A 14,808-nucleotide genomic window follows, 5' to 3' on the forward strand; every position below is an offset into this window, starting at 1 on the left:
GTTGAATGCTGCTTTTTTAAAAAATTATAAAGCCTATATATTATGCACTTTTTGCTTTTTTATTTTCTGTCTGCATTTTACTTTTTGATTTTCTATAGTCCTCTTGATCAAGTAATAAAGGAACGACAAATCCTACCAATAGAGCCCAGAAAGCGGCACCAACTGAAAATACGGTTACATTAGAAATAGCTATAAGAAATGCCACCATGGCTCCATTTTTAAATTTCCCGTTGAAAGCTCCAGCAAATGTGCTTATAAACACTCCAAATATAGCAAGACCACCGAGCACGGAGAGCAATTGACTAGGAACAACCGTCGAAACTGCAATAACCATCCCTGCTACTAAACCAAAACAAATCCAAAGAAACCCATCAAAAGTTGCTGCTACATATCTCAAATTTTTATCCTCACCTGCTGCATCGCTAGAAACCATTGCAGTACTTGGTCCAGCTATAACAGTAGGATGTCCTCCAAAAAGAGAGTTAACGATTGTACCAATACCTGGAGAGTAAACAAAGCATTGATAGGAGAGAGATTATGCCATTCTGCTTCTAGTAGCCAAGTTAGGTATAAGGGTTGGAGACATTAAGTCATTGGAACTATCAGATTTAAACTGGCAGTCCAAGACTATAGAAATAAAGTAGAGCAAAACAAAAAATACCATCACATACCCCATTTTAAAGGATATTGGCTGGGCATTAATTGATTATGTGAAAAATGCACGCCCAATTAGTAATTCACCATTTGTTTTTATAAGGATGAATGCACCCTATGAGGCATTTGGTAAAGATGCAAACCTTCATAATATTATCACGAAGTACACCAGACTTGCCGGAATAACTGTTACCAGTAGAAAAAAGCAAGGATTGCATTCGCTTCGCCACACACTTGCGAGTACCTTGCTTGAACAAGGAACACCATTACCAGTAATCTCCGAAATTCTTGGACATTTTAATTCTAAGTCTACAAGCGTCTATCTTCATACTGGAATGGTAGGCTTACGGAGATGTGCCATTGATCCGGAGGAGGTGTTTAAGAATGACTGAGAAAAACTTCGTTTTTGAATGTATTCTGGGTGATGTGATTTCAGGATTTATTAAGGAAAAGAGAGCTGTGGGTTATAAATATACAAAAGCTTCTTCACTTTTGAAACAGTTTGACACTTTGGCTACCAAGCAAGATTTAATAGACGTGAAGCTTCCGAAGGAAATGGTTTTGCTTTGGACAGAAAAAAGACCAAACGAAACTGTTAGTACCAGAAATGGAAGGATCTCAATAACAAAATACGGAAAACATACGCTAAGACATATCTGAATGCAAAAAAGCCAATTTTCCTACACAAAGGAATTAGACTAACCTAATAAAATGAGACACGATAAAACACCTTCGAAATGGTACACTGAAATTAAGTACTAAAATCGGAGGTGTTTTTGCATGGGCAAAAACGTATATTCTAGTGAAACAAAATGGGCAGTGGTGAGGGATAAGATGTCAGGGGAGTTAACTAATCAAGAGATTATGGAGAAGTACGGAATTAAAAATGTTTCTCAGATAAAGACATGGATGAAATGGTACCGAGAGAATGAGATACATCGTTTTGATCAGCCGATTGGCAAACAATATTCGTACGGGCTTGGACCAGATAATGTGAGTGAAGAGGAAAAGAAAGATCGGCAATTTACTCACTTGAAACAGGAGAATGAAATCTTAAAAAAGTATTTGGAGATGGTAAAGGAGTTGAAAAACAAGTAGTCCTGCAGATAGTTGAAAAGTTCCGTAAGAAGTACACGGTTACGGCGATTTTATCTGCCCTATCCTTGCCGCGAGCTACCTACTATCGGTGGGCAAAAGCGGGAAAGGACGTATTAACTAAAGAGGAAGAAATCATCATTACTATATGCCAGGAAACAAAATATCGATACGGGCACCGTAAAATAAAGGCTATGTTATATCGTGACTATAAGATTAAATTGAATCGTAATACTGTTCAACGTATTATGCAAAAACATTATTTGCAATGTCGTGTAAAGCCGAAACGAAAGTGGAAATCGCAGGGAGAATCCGTTGTTATTGCACCCAATATTTTAGAACGAGATTTCACAGCCAGTGCTCCAAATCAAAAGTGGGTCACCGATATTACTTACCTACAATATGGTCCATCTACGTTGTATTTGTCGACTATTGTGGACTTGTATAACAATCAAATTGTGGCATATAAGATATATGATCATCAACAGACTCCACTTGTGTTGGATACACTTAAAGCAGCATTAAGTGCACGTAGAAACCCATCCGGAGTCATCCTTCATTCTGATCAAGGAAGTGTATATACATCATATGCCTTTCAAAAGTTTGTGAAAGAGAGTAACCTGATTAGTAGTATGTCAAGACGTGGAAATTGTTGGGATAATGCAGTTATTGAGTCGTTTCACTCCAACTTGAAATCAGAGGAGTTCCAATATATTAAGTTCAACTCAATAAGCTTAAAGGACGTACGAAATCATGTAAATGATTACGTTAAACATTATAATGAAGAACGCATTCAAGAAAAATTAGGCTACCGAACCCCCATTGAATTTGGGAGTATGGCAGCCTAATAAGGGTGTTTTATCTCTGTCTCAAATGACTAGGACAGTCTAAATCAACGGCTTTTTTATTGGATATTGATTGTATTAATTCCTTCATACCAAATCATTTTAGGTATCATAATGCCATAGAACAAGATCAATTGAAGCGAAAGTCTCTTTTGATAATGTTGGAAAAATAAATTTAATCCTTTATCTATCTATTCTCTTTGCTTAAACAATGTTCACACTTCGTCATATACGGTATATTTTACTCCTCTATAATATTGCCGCAATAGATACAAACTTTTAGCGGAAATCGTTTATGATAGTTTGTATGATTAGTTACTTTCTGTTCTATCGTTGCTTGTTTACTGATAACTAGTCCTCCTCGTCTGTTATAACAAATTGGTTTTACTTCAAAAAAATCTTTGCTAGCACCAACTAACGTCAAGCACATTTTCACTCTATTAAATCATAATTAATAGTACAACTTTTTCAAAAAGCGCTGTTTAAGATTCTTATCCCCTTTACTTTCATTTTCTTACTTAGATAACCGCAATGATAATTACTTTTTTCCTCTAGTGTTTTTTTAATACTTAATTCTGTAGCTTACTTAAATGTGAGGAAAGTAGTTAAATATTTAAAACAATTTAAAAACACCAATTGGGACAAATGTAAGAGCTACAGTAAAAATCACAAAAGTTAAGAGATTACTTTGTATCTTATGAATTTCAAGTAGAGACCGATGAAGGAGAAAGGCTAGGTGACGGTGATGGCGAAAGTGCGGTTATATAAATGGAACGTTTCCAGCAGATACACAATTTAAATAATAATTGACTGCTATCAAGAATGGCTCAATCAGTCTGTTATTTATTTGCAGCAGTAGTGCCGACTCTTTTGGATTTATAGATGCTATAACTCACAGTTGGATTATCCCTCTACTTTTTACTGGTTGTGGGGCCTTCTTCTCTTTATTGTTGAACTGGAAGCTAGTAACAGTAACTATGTAACCCCACCAGAGTGCAATAAAAGGTCCAGTTCTTTAAAGTAGACGGTTTAATAAAGATAAAGATAGATAATAAATAGAGTCTAGCAATTACTAGACTCTATTTATAACACATTTATAACTTCTTTTGCAGTAAAACACTTTGTTTTATATTCTGTATAAAACTCATTCCTCTTCCCTTTTTTAAAATAGATAAAATCACAGGATTACAAGACTTCAACCACAATAGATATGCCTTGCTCACCTCATAATTGATAGACTACCGTTACTTTCCTTGAAAGGTATAGGACCGCTTTTCAAGAAATGAGGACATCCCTGCTTTTTGATCCTCTGTTACAAAAAGCGTTCCAAACATTTCCGCTTCTAAAGACAGGGCGGGTTCAAGGTCGAGACCTATTCCCTCATTCACTGCTTTCTAACTGAATTTTACCCCAAGCGGTGAATTAACCGCAATATTTTTAGCGATTTCTTTAGCTTTTGTTAATAACTCGGTTGGGTCAACAACATGATTGACACGTTTCACGCGTGCGCTCTGCAGTGATTTCCCCTATAAACAGCAATTCTTTTGCTATCCCTGGACTGACATACGGGGAAGTCGTTGCGATCCATCGAAGGCCCACCCTTATACTTAATGTCCTAAAACAACATGATGAGTGTGAAATAATGTTACTCCGATGCATCTTAATAAACTTGACTGTTTGGACTTGCAGCATAAGATATGATAAAGCTAAAGATATATGCGCTTTATTCTCTTATAATTTATCTTTGCACCAGAACAACTTTCTGTAAGAAATTACGAGGAAACGACGACTGAATTGGAGAGATTACTGAGAATGTTTTCAATACTTTCAAATACCATGTCAATTGGTTGGGAACCATCAATTTTACATAAGTATCCTTTTTCTTGATAAAAGTCAAGAAGCGGCTGCTGCTGGTTTATGTTAACTTCCAGTCGTGTTCCTACCGTTTCTTCATTGTCATCATCCCGTTGATAGAGTTCCCCACTACATTTATCACATATCCCTTCCACATTTGTTGAGTTAAAGATAACATGATAAGTGGCGCCACAATCACGGCAAAGCCGGCGTCCAGTTAATCTGGCCATTAACTCTTCACGAGCAACTTCAATGTTAAGAACAAAGTGAACCGTTCGTTCCATTTCAGCTAACATTTGTTCAAGAGCCTCCGCTTGAGCTGTCGTTCTAGGGAAACCGTCGAGTAGAAAACCTTTTTTACAATCATCTTTGCTTAGTCGTTCACGAACAATGCCAATGGTGACTTCATCTGGAACTAGATTACCAGAATCTATATATTCTTTTGCTTTCTTTCCAAGAGGTGTTCCTTCTTTTATTGCAGTACGGAACATATCCCCTGTTGATATATGAGGTATGTCATATTTGCCGGAAATTCGTTCTGCTTGAGTTCCTTTACCTGCCCCTGGTAATCCCATCAATAATAAGTTCATCCATCATCTCTCCTCTTTTTGTCTGCACTTTTACATATGCAACCGCTAATCTTTTTTCAATTATATTTTCTTCTATATATAAGGCACCATTTTAAACTAATTAGAATATGATTAATTATAAAAAATTTATAAAAAAGCTGTTTAAAATTCTTATCTAGTTCATTTTTATTTCTTACTTACAATAACCAACCGGATTTTTTTGAAATTATTTCCTTCAATAAATTCCTTATGTATTCCATGGGTTAAGGTGCAGGAAATCTATCAAACTTGGACATACTGGTATTATGAATCTAAAAGAAGTATATGATTAGTATGGAATACAAAACCCATTCAAAGTGTAGTTTGCTAAACAAAATACGACTGCCCGCCACACACAAAAACCTCCTTCAATCGCAAGAGATTTTTATATGTAGAAATAAAGAGAACGGAATAAAATGAAAAATCATTCCTTACATTTTATATATGTAAATTCCATTAACCATTTCCTTTGTACATTCCCCTCTATTTACTAAATATTCAGATGAGATATTGTTTCTCCGATTGCAAATCTCATTTCGTGTGAAGTAAAATTATGGCCAAATAATTGATTGTTAATCTCATATACAGAACGAGGGGAAACTATTATTTCGAGTATCTTAGAAAGTCGCTCATAATGATGATTAATAATCTCATCAATTCTTTTATTTGCATTAAAAAATGGCTTACCGTGGGAAGGTATTATATATCAGTTGAAAATAATACACTTTTCTCTTTATTATAAAGACAAATCATCCCGTCGTAATGCCCTGGAGCTTCTAATACCTCATATTCATATTTACCAATATGAAATTTATCGCCTTCTTGTAAAAAATAATCCACTTTAGGATGTGGAGTTACTAGAGGTGTGAATCCTGCCTCATTATTGGCCATTTCATATGCTGTTTCTTTGGGTATCCCGCATTTGTAGTAGTTCTCTCCTAAAGAGTCAATGTTTTTTTCTCCCCAATTTCGTATGGCTGTATTTTTATCAATCTCGGTCATAAATACCTTCGCACCTGTCAGTTCCTGCAGTCTACCAGCAAAGCCGTAATGATCTGGATGATAGTGAGTAATAATGATATTGGCAACTTTTTTGTTTTTAATAATAGGTTTCCATTTATTGTAAGTTATTGAATTATGGAGCCCTGAATCTATTATAGTCCATCCATTTTCTACTTTGGCCATAAAACAATTGACATGGTTTAATCTAAAAGGCAGATCAATCGTTACATATGATACTTCTAAACTTTCAAGTATAAATTGCACCTCTGCACGATTATTATAGTCTCTTGGAAATTAAATTTCCGCATAAGCTCTAGTCTTTGGACTAGAGCTATTTTACGTTCCCTATTTTCATTTCTAATTGTTTAATACCTTGCACCAGATCAAATTGATATTCAAATTATTACCCTCCACTGACAGGAGGGATCAGTGCAACAATGTCGCCTTCCTTTATTAAATCCTCATCAATCGCATATTCTTCGTTAATTGCGATCATCAAGGGCTGTCCTTGATTCAAGTCAAGTTCTTCTTCTAATTTTTCTTTTAATGCTGCAACCGTTAATTCCGTCTTATTGATTATAATTTTATCTGTTCCTAACTGTTCTTGCAGATGAGAAAATAATAAAACGTTAATCATTTGTATTCCTCCATTTCCGGTTTTCCTGTTGGATACAGTTTTTGTTCGAGTTGATCACCGATCCACATATCACCGTTTTCCCAATGCTCTTTTTTCCATATCGGAACAATTTGCTTAATACGTTCAATAGCGTATTCGTTAGCATCATATGCGTCTTTGCGATGTGGAGTTGAAACAGCTATCACGACAGCAATATCGGAAATATCCAGTTTTCCTATTCGATGGGTAATTGCCGTTTTCGCTTCAGGCCACTTCACTTTAATTTCTACTCCAATTTTTTCAAGTATTTTCACTGCCATTGATTTATACGCCTGATATTCTAGATACAATGTCCGTTTTCCCTTTGTAATTTCCCGGACAGTCCCAATAAAAGTCGTCACCGCTCCTGCCTCTCTCCTTACGACTTTATCAATTACTTTCTGTACATTGATTGGGTTAGTAATTACTTCATATAATGATTTATCCACGGCGTTTTTCATCCTTTCCATGAGCCAGTGTATACTAGCAATTTATTAACGAATAATCTCACAATTTTCTAACACCTAGTTAAAATAACGCTACGTGCTTTTCAAGAAGTTAGAGGTTAACAGTGAAAATAGATGAAATCAGTGAAAGAGCCGATTTCTAATTCAAACCAACCATCTCGAACACTATAATGCTTTTTTAAGTCTATCCTAAATAACGGTGGTATAACGTTTTGGCTTCCTTTATAACTTTCGTGCCATGAACAAAAACCCGCCCATCCCGGAAAATGACAATTCTGTAAGAGTCAACTGTAAACGATAGCAAATACGGTTTCTTTCTATTTTCCCTTCATGTGACAGCTGATCCGCAAGCTTTCCCAAGTCATATTGAACTGCTTTCGGCGGTCTGACCTGAACAGTATCCCTTCCGCACAATACTTCCGTTTTTGTTTGATTTTCTACTGAAAGAAACGGATAGGTAGGATTGTTACCACAAGATAAACATGTGTTTTTTTTCATTTTTCCTACTTTTACAGCCTTATGCTGGTTTTTCCATAAATCAAATAACACAAGTGTTTGCCTTAACGATTCTTCGTCTTTCTTCTACTAATATTTTCAGCGCTTCTGACACTTGGTAAGCAACAACCATTTGAACAGCAGGACCGATAATGCCGACAGTATCACATGTCATTTCTCCAATGGGCACATGTTCAAGCAAGCAATGCAGACACGGCGTTTTTCCCGCTATGATTGTATAGCTCAAACCAAAACTTCCGACACAGGCCCCACAAATCCAAGGAATATCATGTTTTTGAGAAAGGTCGTTTAGTACCATTCTTGTATCAAAATTATCTGTGCATCCAAGATGAGATGAACATCAGTTAAAAGTGATTCCAATTTCTCAGCTGTCCCATCAAGCACATGCGGAATGATTTCAACATCAGAATTTACTTTACTTAAACGTTCTTTCGCCGCTATTGCTTTTGGCATTTTTCTTTCTGCATCCTCTTCATCGTATAACTGTTGGCGCTGAAGATTGCTCCATTCTACAAAGTCACGGTCCACTATCGTCAGCTTGCCGATTCCGGCACGTACGAGTCCTCCTGCAATGGCTGTTCCCAATGCTCCTGCCCCAACTAATAGCACATGCTTGTCTTCTATCTTTTTCTAACCCTCTTTTCCAATCGGTGAAAAGAGCTCCTGTCTAGAATATCTGTCTTTCACTCTCAGTCCTTCCTTCCTGCACGCCTGTTAATATTTCGGTACATTCATTTAGAAAACAATTTTTATTTTCAACGTTAAAAAGGACTTGATTAAAACTGTTGTTTACAATTTTTATCCCCCAATATAAGACATTTCAATTCGTTCTCGGTTTTTTACTGTCTCTTCTGTACGTTCATCAGAATAACGGTCCTTTCTGTTATTCCATACTTCCGTAACCGCCTTTGCTATCTCTTCGTTTGTTGCATCTGATCTGAGCTTTTCTCTTAAATCAAAGCCTTTTGCTGCAAATAAGCACGTGTACAGTTTTCCTTCCGCTGAAATGCGTGCGCGTGTACAGCTTGAACAAAATGATTCCGAAACAGAGGTGATAAAGCCTACCTCCGTATTTGTACCTACGTAACAGCAACGTTTTGCTACCTCTCCAAAATAACTAGGTTCAATCGGCTCAAGCGGATAAACAGCTTGAATAATATCGTATATTTCCTTTTTGGAAACAACTTGATCAAAATTCCAACCGTTCGTACTCCCAACGTCCATAAATTCAATGAATCGCAAAGTAATCCCCTGCTCCTTAAAATAAGAAACGATTGGAATAATTTCACGGTCATTCATCCCTTTTTTAACTACCATATTTATTTTTACTTCAAGTCCTTCAGTACGTGCAGTTTCAATTCCTTTTAATACTGCTTTTATGCTGACACCGCGTCCATTTATCTTTTTGAATAACTCATCATCGATTGCATCGAGACTAACATTTACCCGCTTTAAGCCCGCCTTTTTAAGGTCAGCAGCGTATTTTACTAAATAAACTCCATTTGTCGTTAAACCAATGTCTTCTATTCCATCAATCTTTAACAGCTTCTGTACTAACACAGGTAAATCTCTTCGTAATAGGGGTTCCCCACCTGTTAAGCGAATTTTCTTTACCCCAAGCTGCACAAAGATTTTTGCCAAACGTTCAATTTCTTCAAACGTAAGAAGATGCTCCTTTGGCAAAAAGGCATAATTCTTATCGAATATTTCAGCAGGCATGCAGTACGAGCACCGGAAATTACAACGATCTGTAACTGAAATACGCAAATCACGCAACGGGCGCTTCAATTGATCTTGTATCAATGAATGTTTCATAATTGTCACCCCAATCCAACATTCTAAGGATATGACTTATAATAAAAAAGATAGTACAAGAGGCTCTTAATACATAAGAGCCTTTTGGAAATCAATTGTGTTCTTTCATCTTTTTCCGTTTTACTATTTCATTTCGTCGTCCATCCATTTACTTTAATCGGGAATTCACCCATAAAAATAGGAAGGAAATAGAAACTGATACAGCTACCCATAACCAAATTTTGCATATCGCCAATTTCGTATGCAACATAAATTGCTACTGGAATAGTTTGAGTTTCTCCAGGAATATTGCCTGCAAACATAAAAGTTGAGCCAAACTCACCAAAACCTCGAGTAAAGCTTAAAATGATACCTGCTAAGAGCTGCCTTAATGTAAGTGGAACTTCAATTTTCCAAAACACCTTGAATTCATTTGCTCCATCCACTCTTGCCACATTTATGATATCTTGATCTACAGATAAAAATGCCTGTTTAGCGGTTTGTAACATCAATGGAAAGGCAACCACAACAGAAGAGAAAACGGCTGCCCACCATGTAAACATAATGGATTGTTGAAAAAGACTAAGCGTTTTTCCTATAATGCTTGTATTCCCAAAAAATAACAATTAGAATCAATCCTACAACTGTAGGTGGCAGCATTAAAGGAATCATCAAAATGGTTTCCAGTATAACTTTTCCTCTAAATAATTTGCCTGATATCCATTTTCCTACCGAAAATCACTGTAAAGATAACTGCTACAATGGATACTTTTACCGATAAAAAGACTGGAGACCAAAAGTCCTGCATCACACTCGCCTCTCAATTTTGCCATAAACCTTTTACTAATTTTCAATGTTGACATTTGTATTTGTTTTCTCATTCAATTAAACAGTTACACATCATAAAAACCTGTGAACTTTAATATTAATTAATATCGCAACTTTAAGCAGAAGCATTAGAAGCTGTACCTTTTCCATTTTCGTAATCGTGCGTTACCTTGAAATCAGCTTTTTCAACAATTAGAGATGCAACAACACCGCCCAATATTGCCCAGAACGGGGAGCTTACATCAAAAAAATTGACACCTGACAATGCAATGAGCAGGGCAAAAAATGAACCAATTTGAAATTTCTGACTAGAGAATGCTTCTTGCAATGAACTTAAAAGGACTCCTATCATAGCAAGCCCTGCAATTGTACCGATTAATACGTTCGGCATTGCAGTTACATATGGTATGACTACTCCTGCAAACACTCCAAAGGTAGCAAATAGTACACCACATACAACGACTGCTGCATATCTTCCATGTTTTTGACCAGCTTCATTTGATGAACAGATTGCTGTCATTGGTCCTGCAATATTTGCATTATGTCCTCCAAAAAATGCTGTGATAATCCCTCCAATGCCACTGTAAATGGTCATCTGGTTAACTGGCGGTTTGTACCCCTGTGACATTAAAACACCTGTAGCCTGAGCGTTTTCAGCACCAATTACTAAAAGTGCTAGTGGTATACCGATTGAAATAATCGCGTCAATATTTAATGATGGTGTTACAAGTTGAGGTAAGATAAAGCCTGATTCCATATCTTTAACTTGGAATTCTCCCATAACTACCGATAAAATAACAGCAACCGCAAATGCTATTAAAATGGGAGGAACTATTTTTAAAAAACGGGAGGAGAGAAGATAAACGAGGATTGCTGAACCTGCAATGACCGGTGCTTGTTCGACTGATGTAATCATCCCTGTCCCAAATTTAATCATAGCTCCAACAATCATCGCCATAACAATGGGAACCGGAATCCAGTGCATCACTTTACCGATAACCCCTGTAATTCCCAAAATAAAGACAATGATACCTGCTGCTAAATAAGCACCGGCAGCCTCACTTAAAGAAAAGTTTGACAATGAACCTACAACAAGTACAGCACCAGGAATAGAATAAGCTCCAGCAATCGGCTGCTTATTTTTCAGGGCAATAATTAACCCTAAGACTCCACCAAAGAAGTATACTGCAAATATCCAAGAAATTGTCTGAGCTTGAGTTAATCCACCCTTTGTTGCTCCGTTTATAATAATCAATGCCGGACCTGTGCAACCAAAAATTGCTGCCAGTGCTCCTGCACTAATGGTATTTACATTCAAATCACTTGAAAGCCTTTTCATTTTTGAGGTTACCTTATTTTGTTTCATAACTTCACTCTTCTCAATCCCTAATCAATACATTTATGTCTGTTACAATTATGTTTTTACTTCTTTAACTCAATATTTTATATTCATTCTAAACAAATCATACTAAAGAGATATTCACCGATAGAAATGACCGGTGAATATCATTTGATTACTTCCCTTTAAAAATAGGTTTTCTTTTTTTAACAAACGCATCTACGCCTTCTTTAAAGTCTTCTGTTGTGCGCAGGAGACCATAGGCTTTTCCTTCTATCTTCAGACCAGCACTAAGCGGGCTTTCTTCTGAGGCATTCAACACTTCTTTAGCGACACGTTGGGCAAGCGGAGAAAATCGAACAAGCTCCTCAACTAGTGAATCCACTGTTTGTTGAAGGTCCTCTTTGGACACTACTTGTGTTAAAATACCCCATTGATACGCTTCATCAGCCGGAATTTTCCTTGCACGCATAATCATGTCCTTTGCTCTTGTTAAGCCCACAACCTTTGCAATTCTCTGTGTACCTCCGCTCCCTGGAATCATTCCTAGGTTCATTTCTGGAAGGGCAAGCAGTGTATCTTCCCGTGCGATTCTAAAATCACATGCCATCGCAAGTTCTAGTCCTACACCAAACGTATACCCTTGGAGCTGGGCGATGACTGGTTTTGGAGAACGTTCAGGAGCAGCCACGTTCTCCGCTAAATGGGAAAGCTTTTCTTGATGTGTCGCCATAAATTCAGGAATGCTTCCTCCTGCACTGAAACATACATCACCTGCTCCTTTGAGGATGATGACACGCACTTCATCGTCTTGATTCAAACCAGCAAAAATTTCTGTAAGCTGATCTCTGCCGAGCATACTGATATAGTTCATTTTCTCTGGACGATCGAACACGATTGTTGCCGTTTGTTTTTCTACATTTTTCTCCACTCGAATATGGTCATAGGTTTGTTCTGTTATAGTCATTCTTTTTTCCCCTTTTCTCTCTTAAGATTTTTATTGGCTGATAGCTTTACTTTGATTGTCCAGTGCATCAAAATCACCCTCACGCAATTTCCGGCGCAGAATTTTCCCAACAGGACTTTTTGGAATTTCTTTAACAAACGTATACTTGCGAGGTCTTTTGAAATTAGATAAACAGGCAAGATTCTTGCAAAATTCATCCAGTTCTTGTGCTGTAACTGATTCGTCTTTTAAAACAATATAGGCGGATACGATCTGTCCCCAGCGATCATCCTGCTCCCCAATAACGGAAGCTTCCAAAACCTTTGGATGTTGAGTCAGACAATCTTCAACTTCTAATGGATGAATGTTTTCTCCTCCAGAGATAATCATATCGTCAACACGGCCAACAACGAATAAATCACCATCTTCATCAATAAATCCAATATCCCCTGTAAAATACCAGCCCTCGCGAATCGCCTTATTTGTAGCATCAGGGCGATTCCAATACCCCTTGAAAGCTTCAATGGAATCCAGGTTTGCTATAATTTCACCAACTTCTTCTTTCCCAACAATATCATCAGGAGTAGAATGACCATCAGGATCTGCTTTTACCAGACGAATATTTTGGTGAATACCTGGTTTACCAGCACTACCTGGCTTTTCATTAACATTCGGACAGATGGTAAACGTATAAATTTCCGTACAGCCGTAATGATTTACAAACAGTTTTGGTTTCAGTAAGCTCATACATTGATTTACTAATGTCGTTGTCATTGCTGCACCGGCATAACCGATTTTTTCAAGCTTTGAAAGGTCATACTTGTAAAAATCTGGGTGTGTTAGCATATCATGATAAAGCGTCGGCACTAAATAAAGGGAAGAAATTCCTTCTTTGTGTACAATTTCAAGCGCCTCACCAGCATCAAAGTCAGATTCTGGCAAAAGAGCAAATTTTCCATTTAAAAAAGCCATTGAGAGCAGCGAACGAACACCCATTGTATGATAAAGCGGCATTACTCCTAATGTACTTTCCCCCAACTGATACTGGTTTTGGACAATATGTGCCATTGCTGAGGCGTATTCATTCCTATGAGTTCGTGGTACACCCTTTGGACGTCCTGATGTTCCTGATGTGTATAGCATGATTGAAATATCATTTTCATCTAAAGTTGGCTTTTGATAGCTTCTTGGGCTTCTGTCTACTAGTTCAGGATAAGAAATATCAACACCATTGTAATTCTCAACACCAATCAAGATTGGCCTTTCAGAAAAGTTCGAACCTAACACAGCATTTTGACTTGATAATTCATAGACGATCGCTTTCGCTTCAGCATCGTTTACACAATACTCGATCTCTTTGGCAGATAAGCGGTGATTTATTGGAGTATAGGTCGCACCGATCTTTTGTAATGCCCAGTAAATCATAATATTTTCATATCTGTTCTTTAAGATTACTACAACACGGTCCTGCTTTTGAATGCCTAGACACTGCAAAGAAGCAGCTACTTTTTCTACTTCATTTTGCATTTGGACATAAGTATAAGATTTGGGGCCTTGAACTAGAGCGATATGGTTTGGATAACGCTCTACCGTAAAATCCAATAAGGTACCTAAATTCATAAAAAATCTCTCCTTTCTCCCCTTGACAGATTCATTACCTAATTAACTGTTTGCTTTTTTAATTCTTTCCCAAATTTTTTAAAGAAGTCTTTAATAATCAGCTTTGCTACCCCACCTAGCATACGTTGACCGACCATCGCAACTTTTCCTCCCACTTCTGCTTCAAAGGTATAATGAAGCACTGTTGTAGTTTCATCTACTGATTCAAGGTTTATATCTGCGACAGCATCAATACTTCCAGGACCACCCTCACCCTTTACAATCATTCGATAAGATTTAGGTTTTTCAATATTTGCTAACTCAATAGTTGAAGAGTAGTCACCCTTAACTGCTGCAACACCCATAGAAATATCAGCTTCATATTTATTTTCTTCTACTACCTCTAATTTTTTGCAGCCCATTATGCATCTCTCAAGCACCTCTGAATCTAATAACACATCCCAAGACTGTTCAATACCTGCTGGCAAATTCAGCGTCCCTTTACCTTCCATCATTAACTCCTCCTATTCTATCTTTAAATTGTTTTTGTGAATCATAAAAACTTCTTAGAAAGCGGTTACAAATAATGATAAATAAAAAAGTGGA

At 37.1% G+C, this 14,808-nt stretch carries 13 protein-coding genes and 3 pseudogenes; 3 read left to right on the forward strand and 13 right to left on the reverse strand.

Features of this window, described 5'->3' with window-relative positions:
- Positions 1–40: 40 nt before the first annotated feature.
- The gene (locus QF028_RS00535) at positions 41–499 is read right to left on the reverse strand and encodes a benzoate/H(+) symporter BenE family transporter (protein ID WP_429463724.1); all 459 of its coding nucleotides are present in this window, start codon (positions 497–499) and stop codon (positions 41–43) included.
- Between the two features lie 157 nt (positions 500–656).
- Between QF028_RS00535 and QF028_RS00540 the strand changes: the two are divergent.
- The 3 genes and pseudogenes from QF028_RS00540 to QF028_RS00550 form a co-directional block, all read left to right on the forward strand.
- A pseudogene (locus QF028_RS00540) lies at positions 657–1,046 on the forward strand (tyrosine-type recombinase/integrase); the annotation flags it as partial.
- The gene (locus tag QF028_RS00545) at positions 1,039–1,314 is read left to right on the forward strand and encodes a hypothetical protein (RefSeq protein WP_429463294.1); all 276 of its coding nucleotides are present in this window, start codon (positions 1,039–1,041) and stop codon (positions 1,312–1,314) included. The pseudogene QF028_RS00540 and the gene QF028_RS00545, both read left to right, overlap by 8 nt.
- A gap of 120 nt (positions 1,315–1,434) precedes the next feature.
- Positions 1,435–2,597, forward strand: a protein-coding gene (locus tag QF028_RS00550) for an IS3 family transposase (RefSeq protein WP_429463296.1) whose coding sequence is annotated in 2 segments (ribosomal slippage) — positions 1,435–1,711 and positions 1,711–2,597 — 1,164 coding nt in all. Because the reading frame shifts where the segments join, the coding sequence is not laid out codon by codon here.
- Positions 2,598–4,366: 1,769 nt separating this feature from the next.
- On the opposite strand, the gene QF028_RS00555 is transcribed toward QF028_RS00550, so the two are convergent.
- The 12 genes and pseudogenes from QF028_RS00555 to QF028_RS00610 form a co-directional block, all read right to left on the reverse strand.
- Positions 4,367–5,038, reverse strand: coding sequence for an adenylate kinase (locus tag QF028_RS00555; protein WP_429463298.1), 672 nt, complete (start codon positions 5,036–5,038; stop codon positions 4,367–4,369).
- Positions 5,039–5,546: 508 nt separating this feature from the next.
- A complete protein-coding gene (locus tag QF028_RS00560; protein ID WP_429463726.1) occupies positions 5,547–5,759 on the reverse strand; it encodes a hypothetical protein in 213 nt (70 codons plus the stop codon).
- Positions 5,756–6,322: an MBL fold metallo-hydrolase gene (locus tag QF028_RS00565; RefSeq protein ID WP_429463300.1), complete on the reverse strand. Its 567-nt coding sequence runs from the start codon at positions 6,320–6,322 to the stop codon at positions 5,756–5,758. The genes QF028_RS00560 and QF028_RS00565 overlap by 4 nt, the downstream gene beginning before the upstream one ends.
- Before the next feature lie 139 nt (positions 6,323–6,461).
- A complete protein-coding gene (gene moaD / locus QF028_RS00570; RefSeq protein WP_429463302.1) occupies positions 6,462–6,695 on the reverse strand; it encodes a molybdopterin converting factor subunit 1 in 234 nt (77 codons plus the stop codon).
- Positions 6,692–7,162 carry a molybdenum cofactor biosynthesis protein MoaE gene (locus tag QF028_RS00575; RefSeq protein ID WP_429463304.1) on the reverse strand — a complete coding sequence of 157 codons (471 nt, stop codon included), beginning with the start codon at positions 7,160–7,162 and terminating at the stop codon, positions 6,692–6,694. The genes moaD and QF028_RS00575 overlap by 4 nt, the downstream gene beginning before the upstream one ends.
- Positions 7,163–7,364: 202 nt before the next feature.
- Positions 7,365–8,320, reverse strand: a pseudogene (locus tag QF028_RS00580) (MoeB/ThiF family adenylyltransferase).
- 174 nt (positions 8,321–8,494) lie between these two features.
- Positions 8,495–9,511 carry a GTP 3',8-cyclase MoaA gene (gene moaA, locus QF028_RS00585; RefSeq protein WP_429463306.1) on the reverse strand — a complete coding sequence of 339 codons (1,017 nt, stop codon included), beginning with the start codon at positions 9,509–9,511 and terminating at the stop codon, positions 8,495–8,497.
- 148 nt (positions 9,512–9,659) lie between these two features.
- Positions 9,660–10,298 (reverse strand): annotated as a pseudogene (modB, locus tag QF028_RS00590) (molybdate ABC transporter permease subunit).
- A 135-nt stretch (positions 10,299–10,433) separates the two neighbouring features.
- Complete coding sequence (locus QF028_RS00595; RefSeq protein ID WP_429463307.1) at positions 10,434–11,684, reverse strand: benzoate/H(+) symporter BenE family transporter; 1,251 nt, start codon at positions 11,682–11,684, stop codon at positions 10,434–10,436.
- A gap of 148 nt (positions 11,685–11,832) precedes the next feature.
- The gene (locus QF028_RS00600) at positions 11,833–12,624 is read right to left on the reverse strand and encodes an enoyl-CoA hydratase/isomerase family protein (RefSeq protein WP_429463309.1); all 792 of its coding nucleotides are present in this window, start codon (positions 12,622–12,624) and stop codon (positions 11,833–11,835) included.
- Positions 12,625–12,654: 30 nt separating this feature from the next.
- Positions 12,655–14,223, reverse strand: coding sequence for an AMP-binding protein (locus QF028_RS00605; RefSeq protein ID WP_429463311.1), 1,569 nt, complete (start codon positions 14,221–14,223; stop codon positions 12,655–12,657).
- A 38-nt stretch (positions 14,224–14,261) separates the two neighbouring features.
- Positions 14,262–14,717, reverse strand: a complete 456-nt coding sequence (locus tag QF028_RS00610) for an SRPBCC family protein (RefSeq protein WP_429463313.1) — start codon at positions 14,715–14,717, stop codon at positions 14,262–14,264.
- Between the last annotated feature and the right edge of the window lie 91 nt (positions 14,718–14,808).

This window comes from Neobacillus sp. B4I6 (genome assembly GCF_050434045.1).
In the GTDB taxonomy this organism is placed as follows: domain Bacteria; phylum Bacillota; class Bacilli; order Bacillales; family Cytobacillaceae; genus Neobacillus.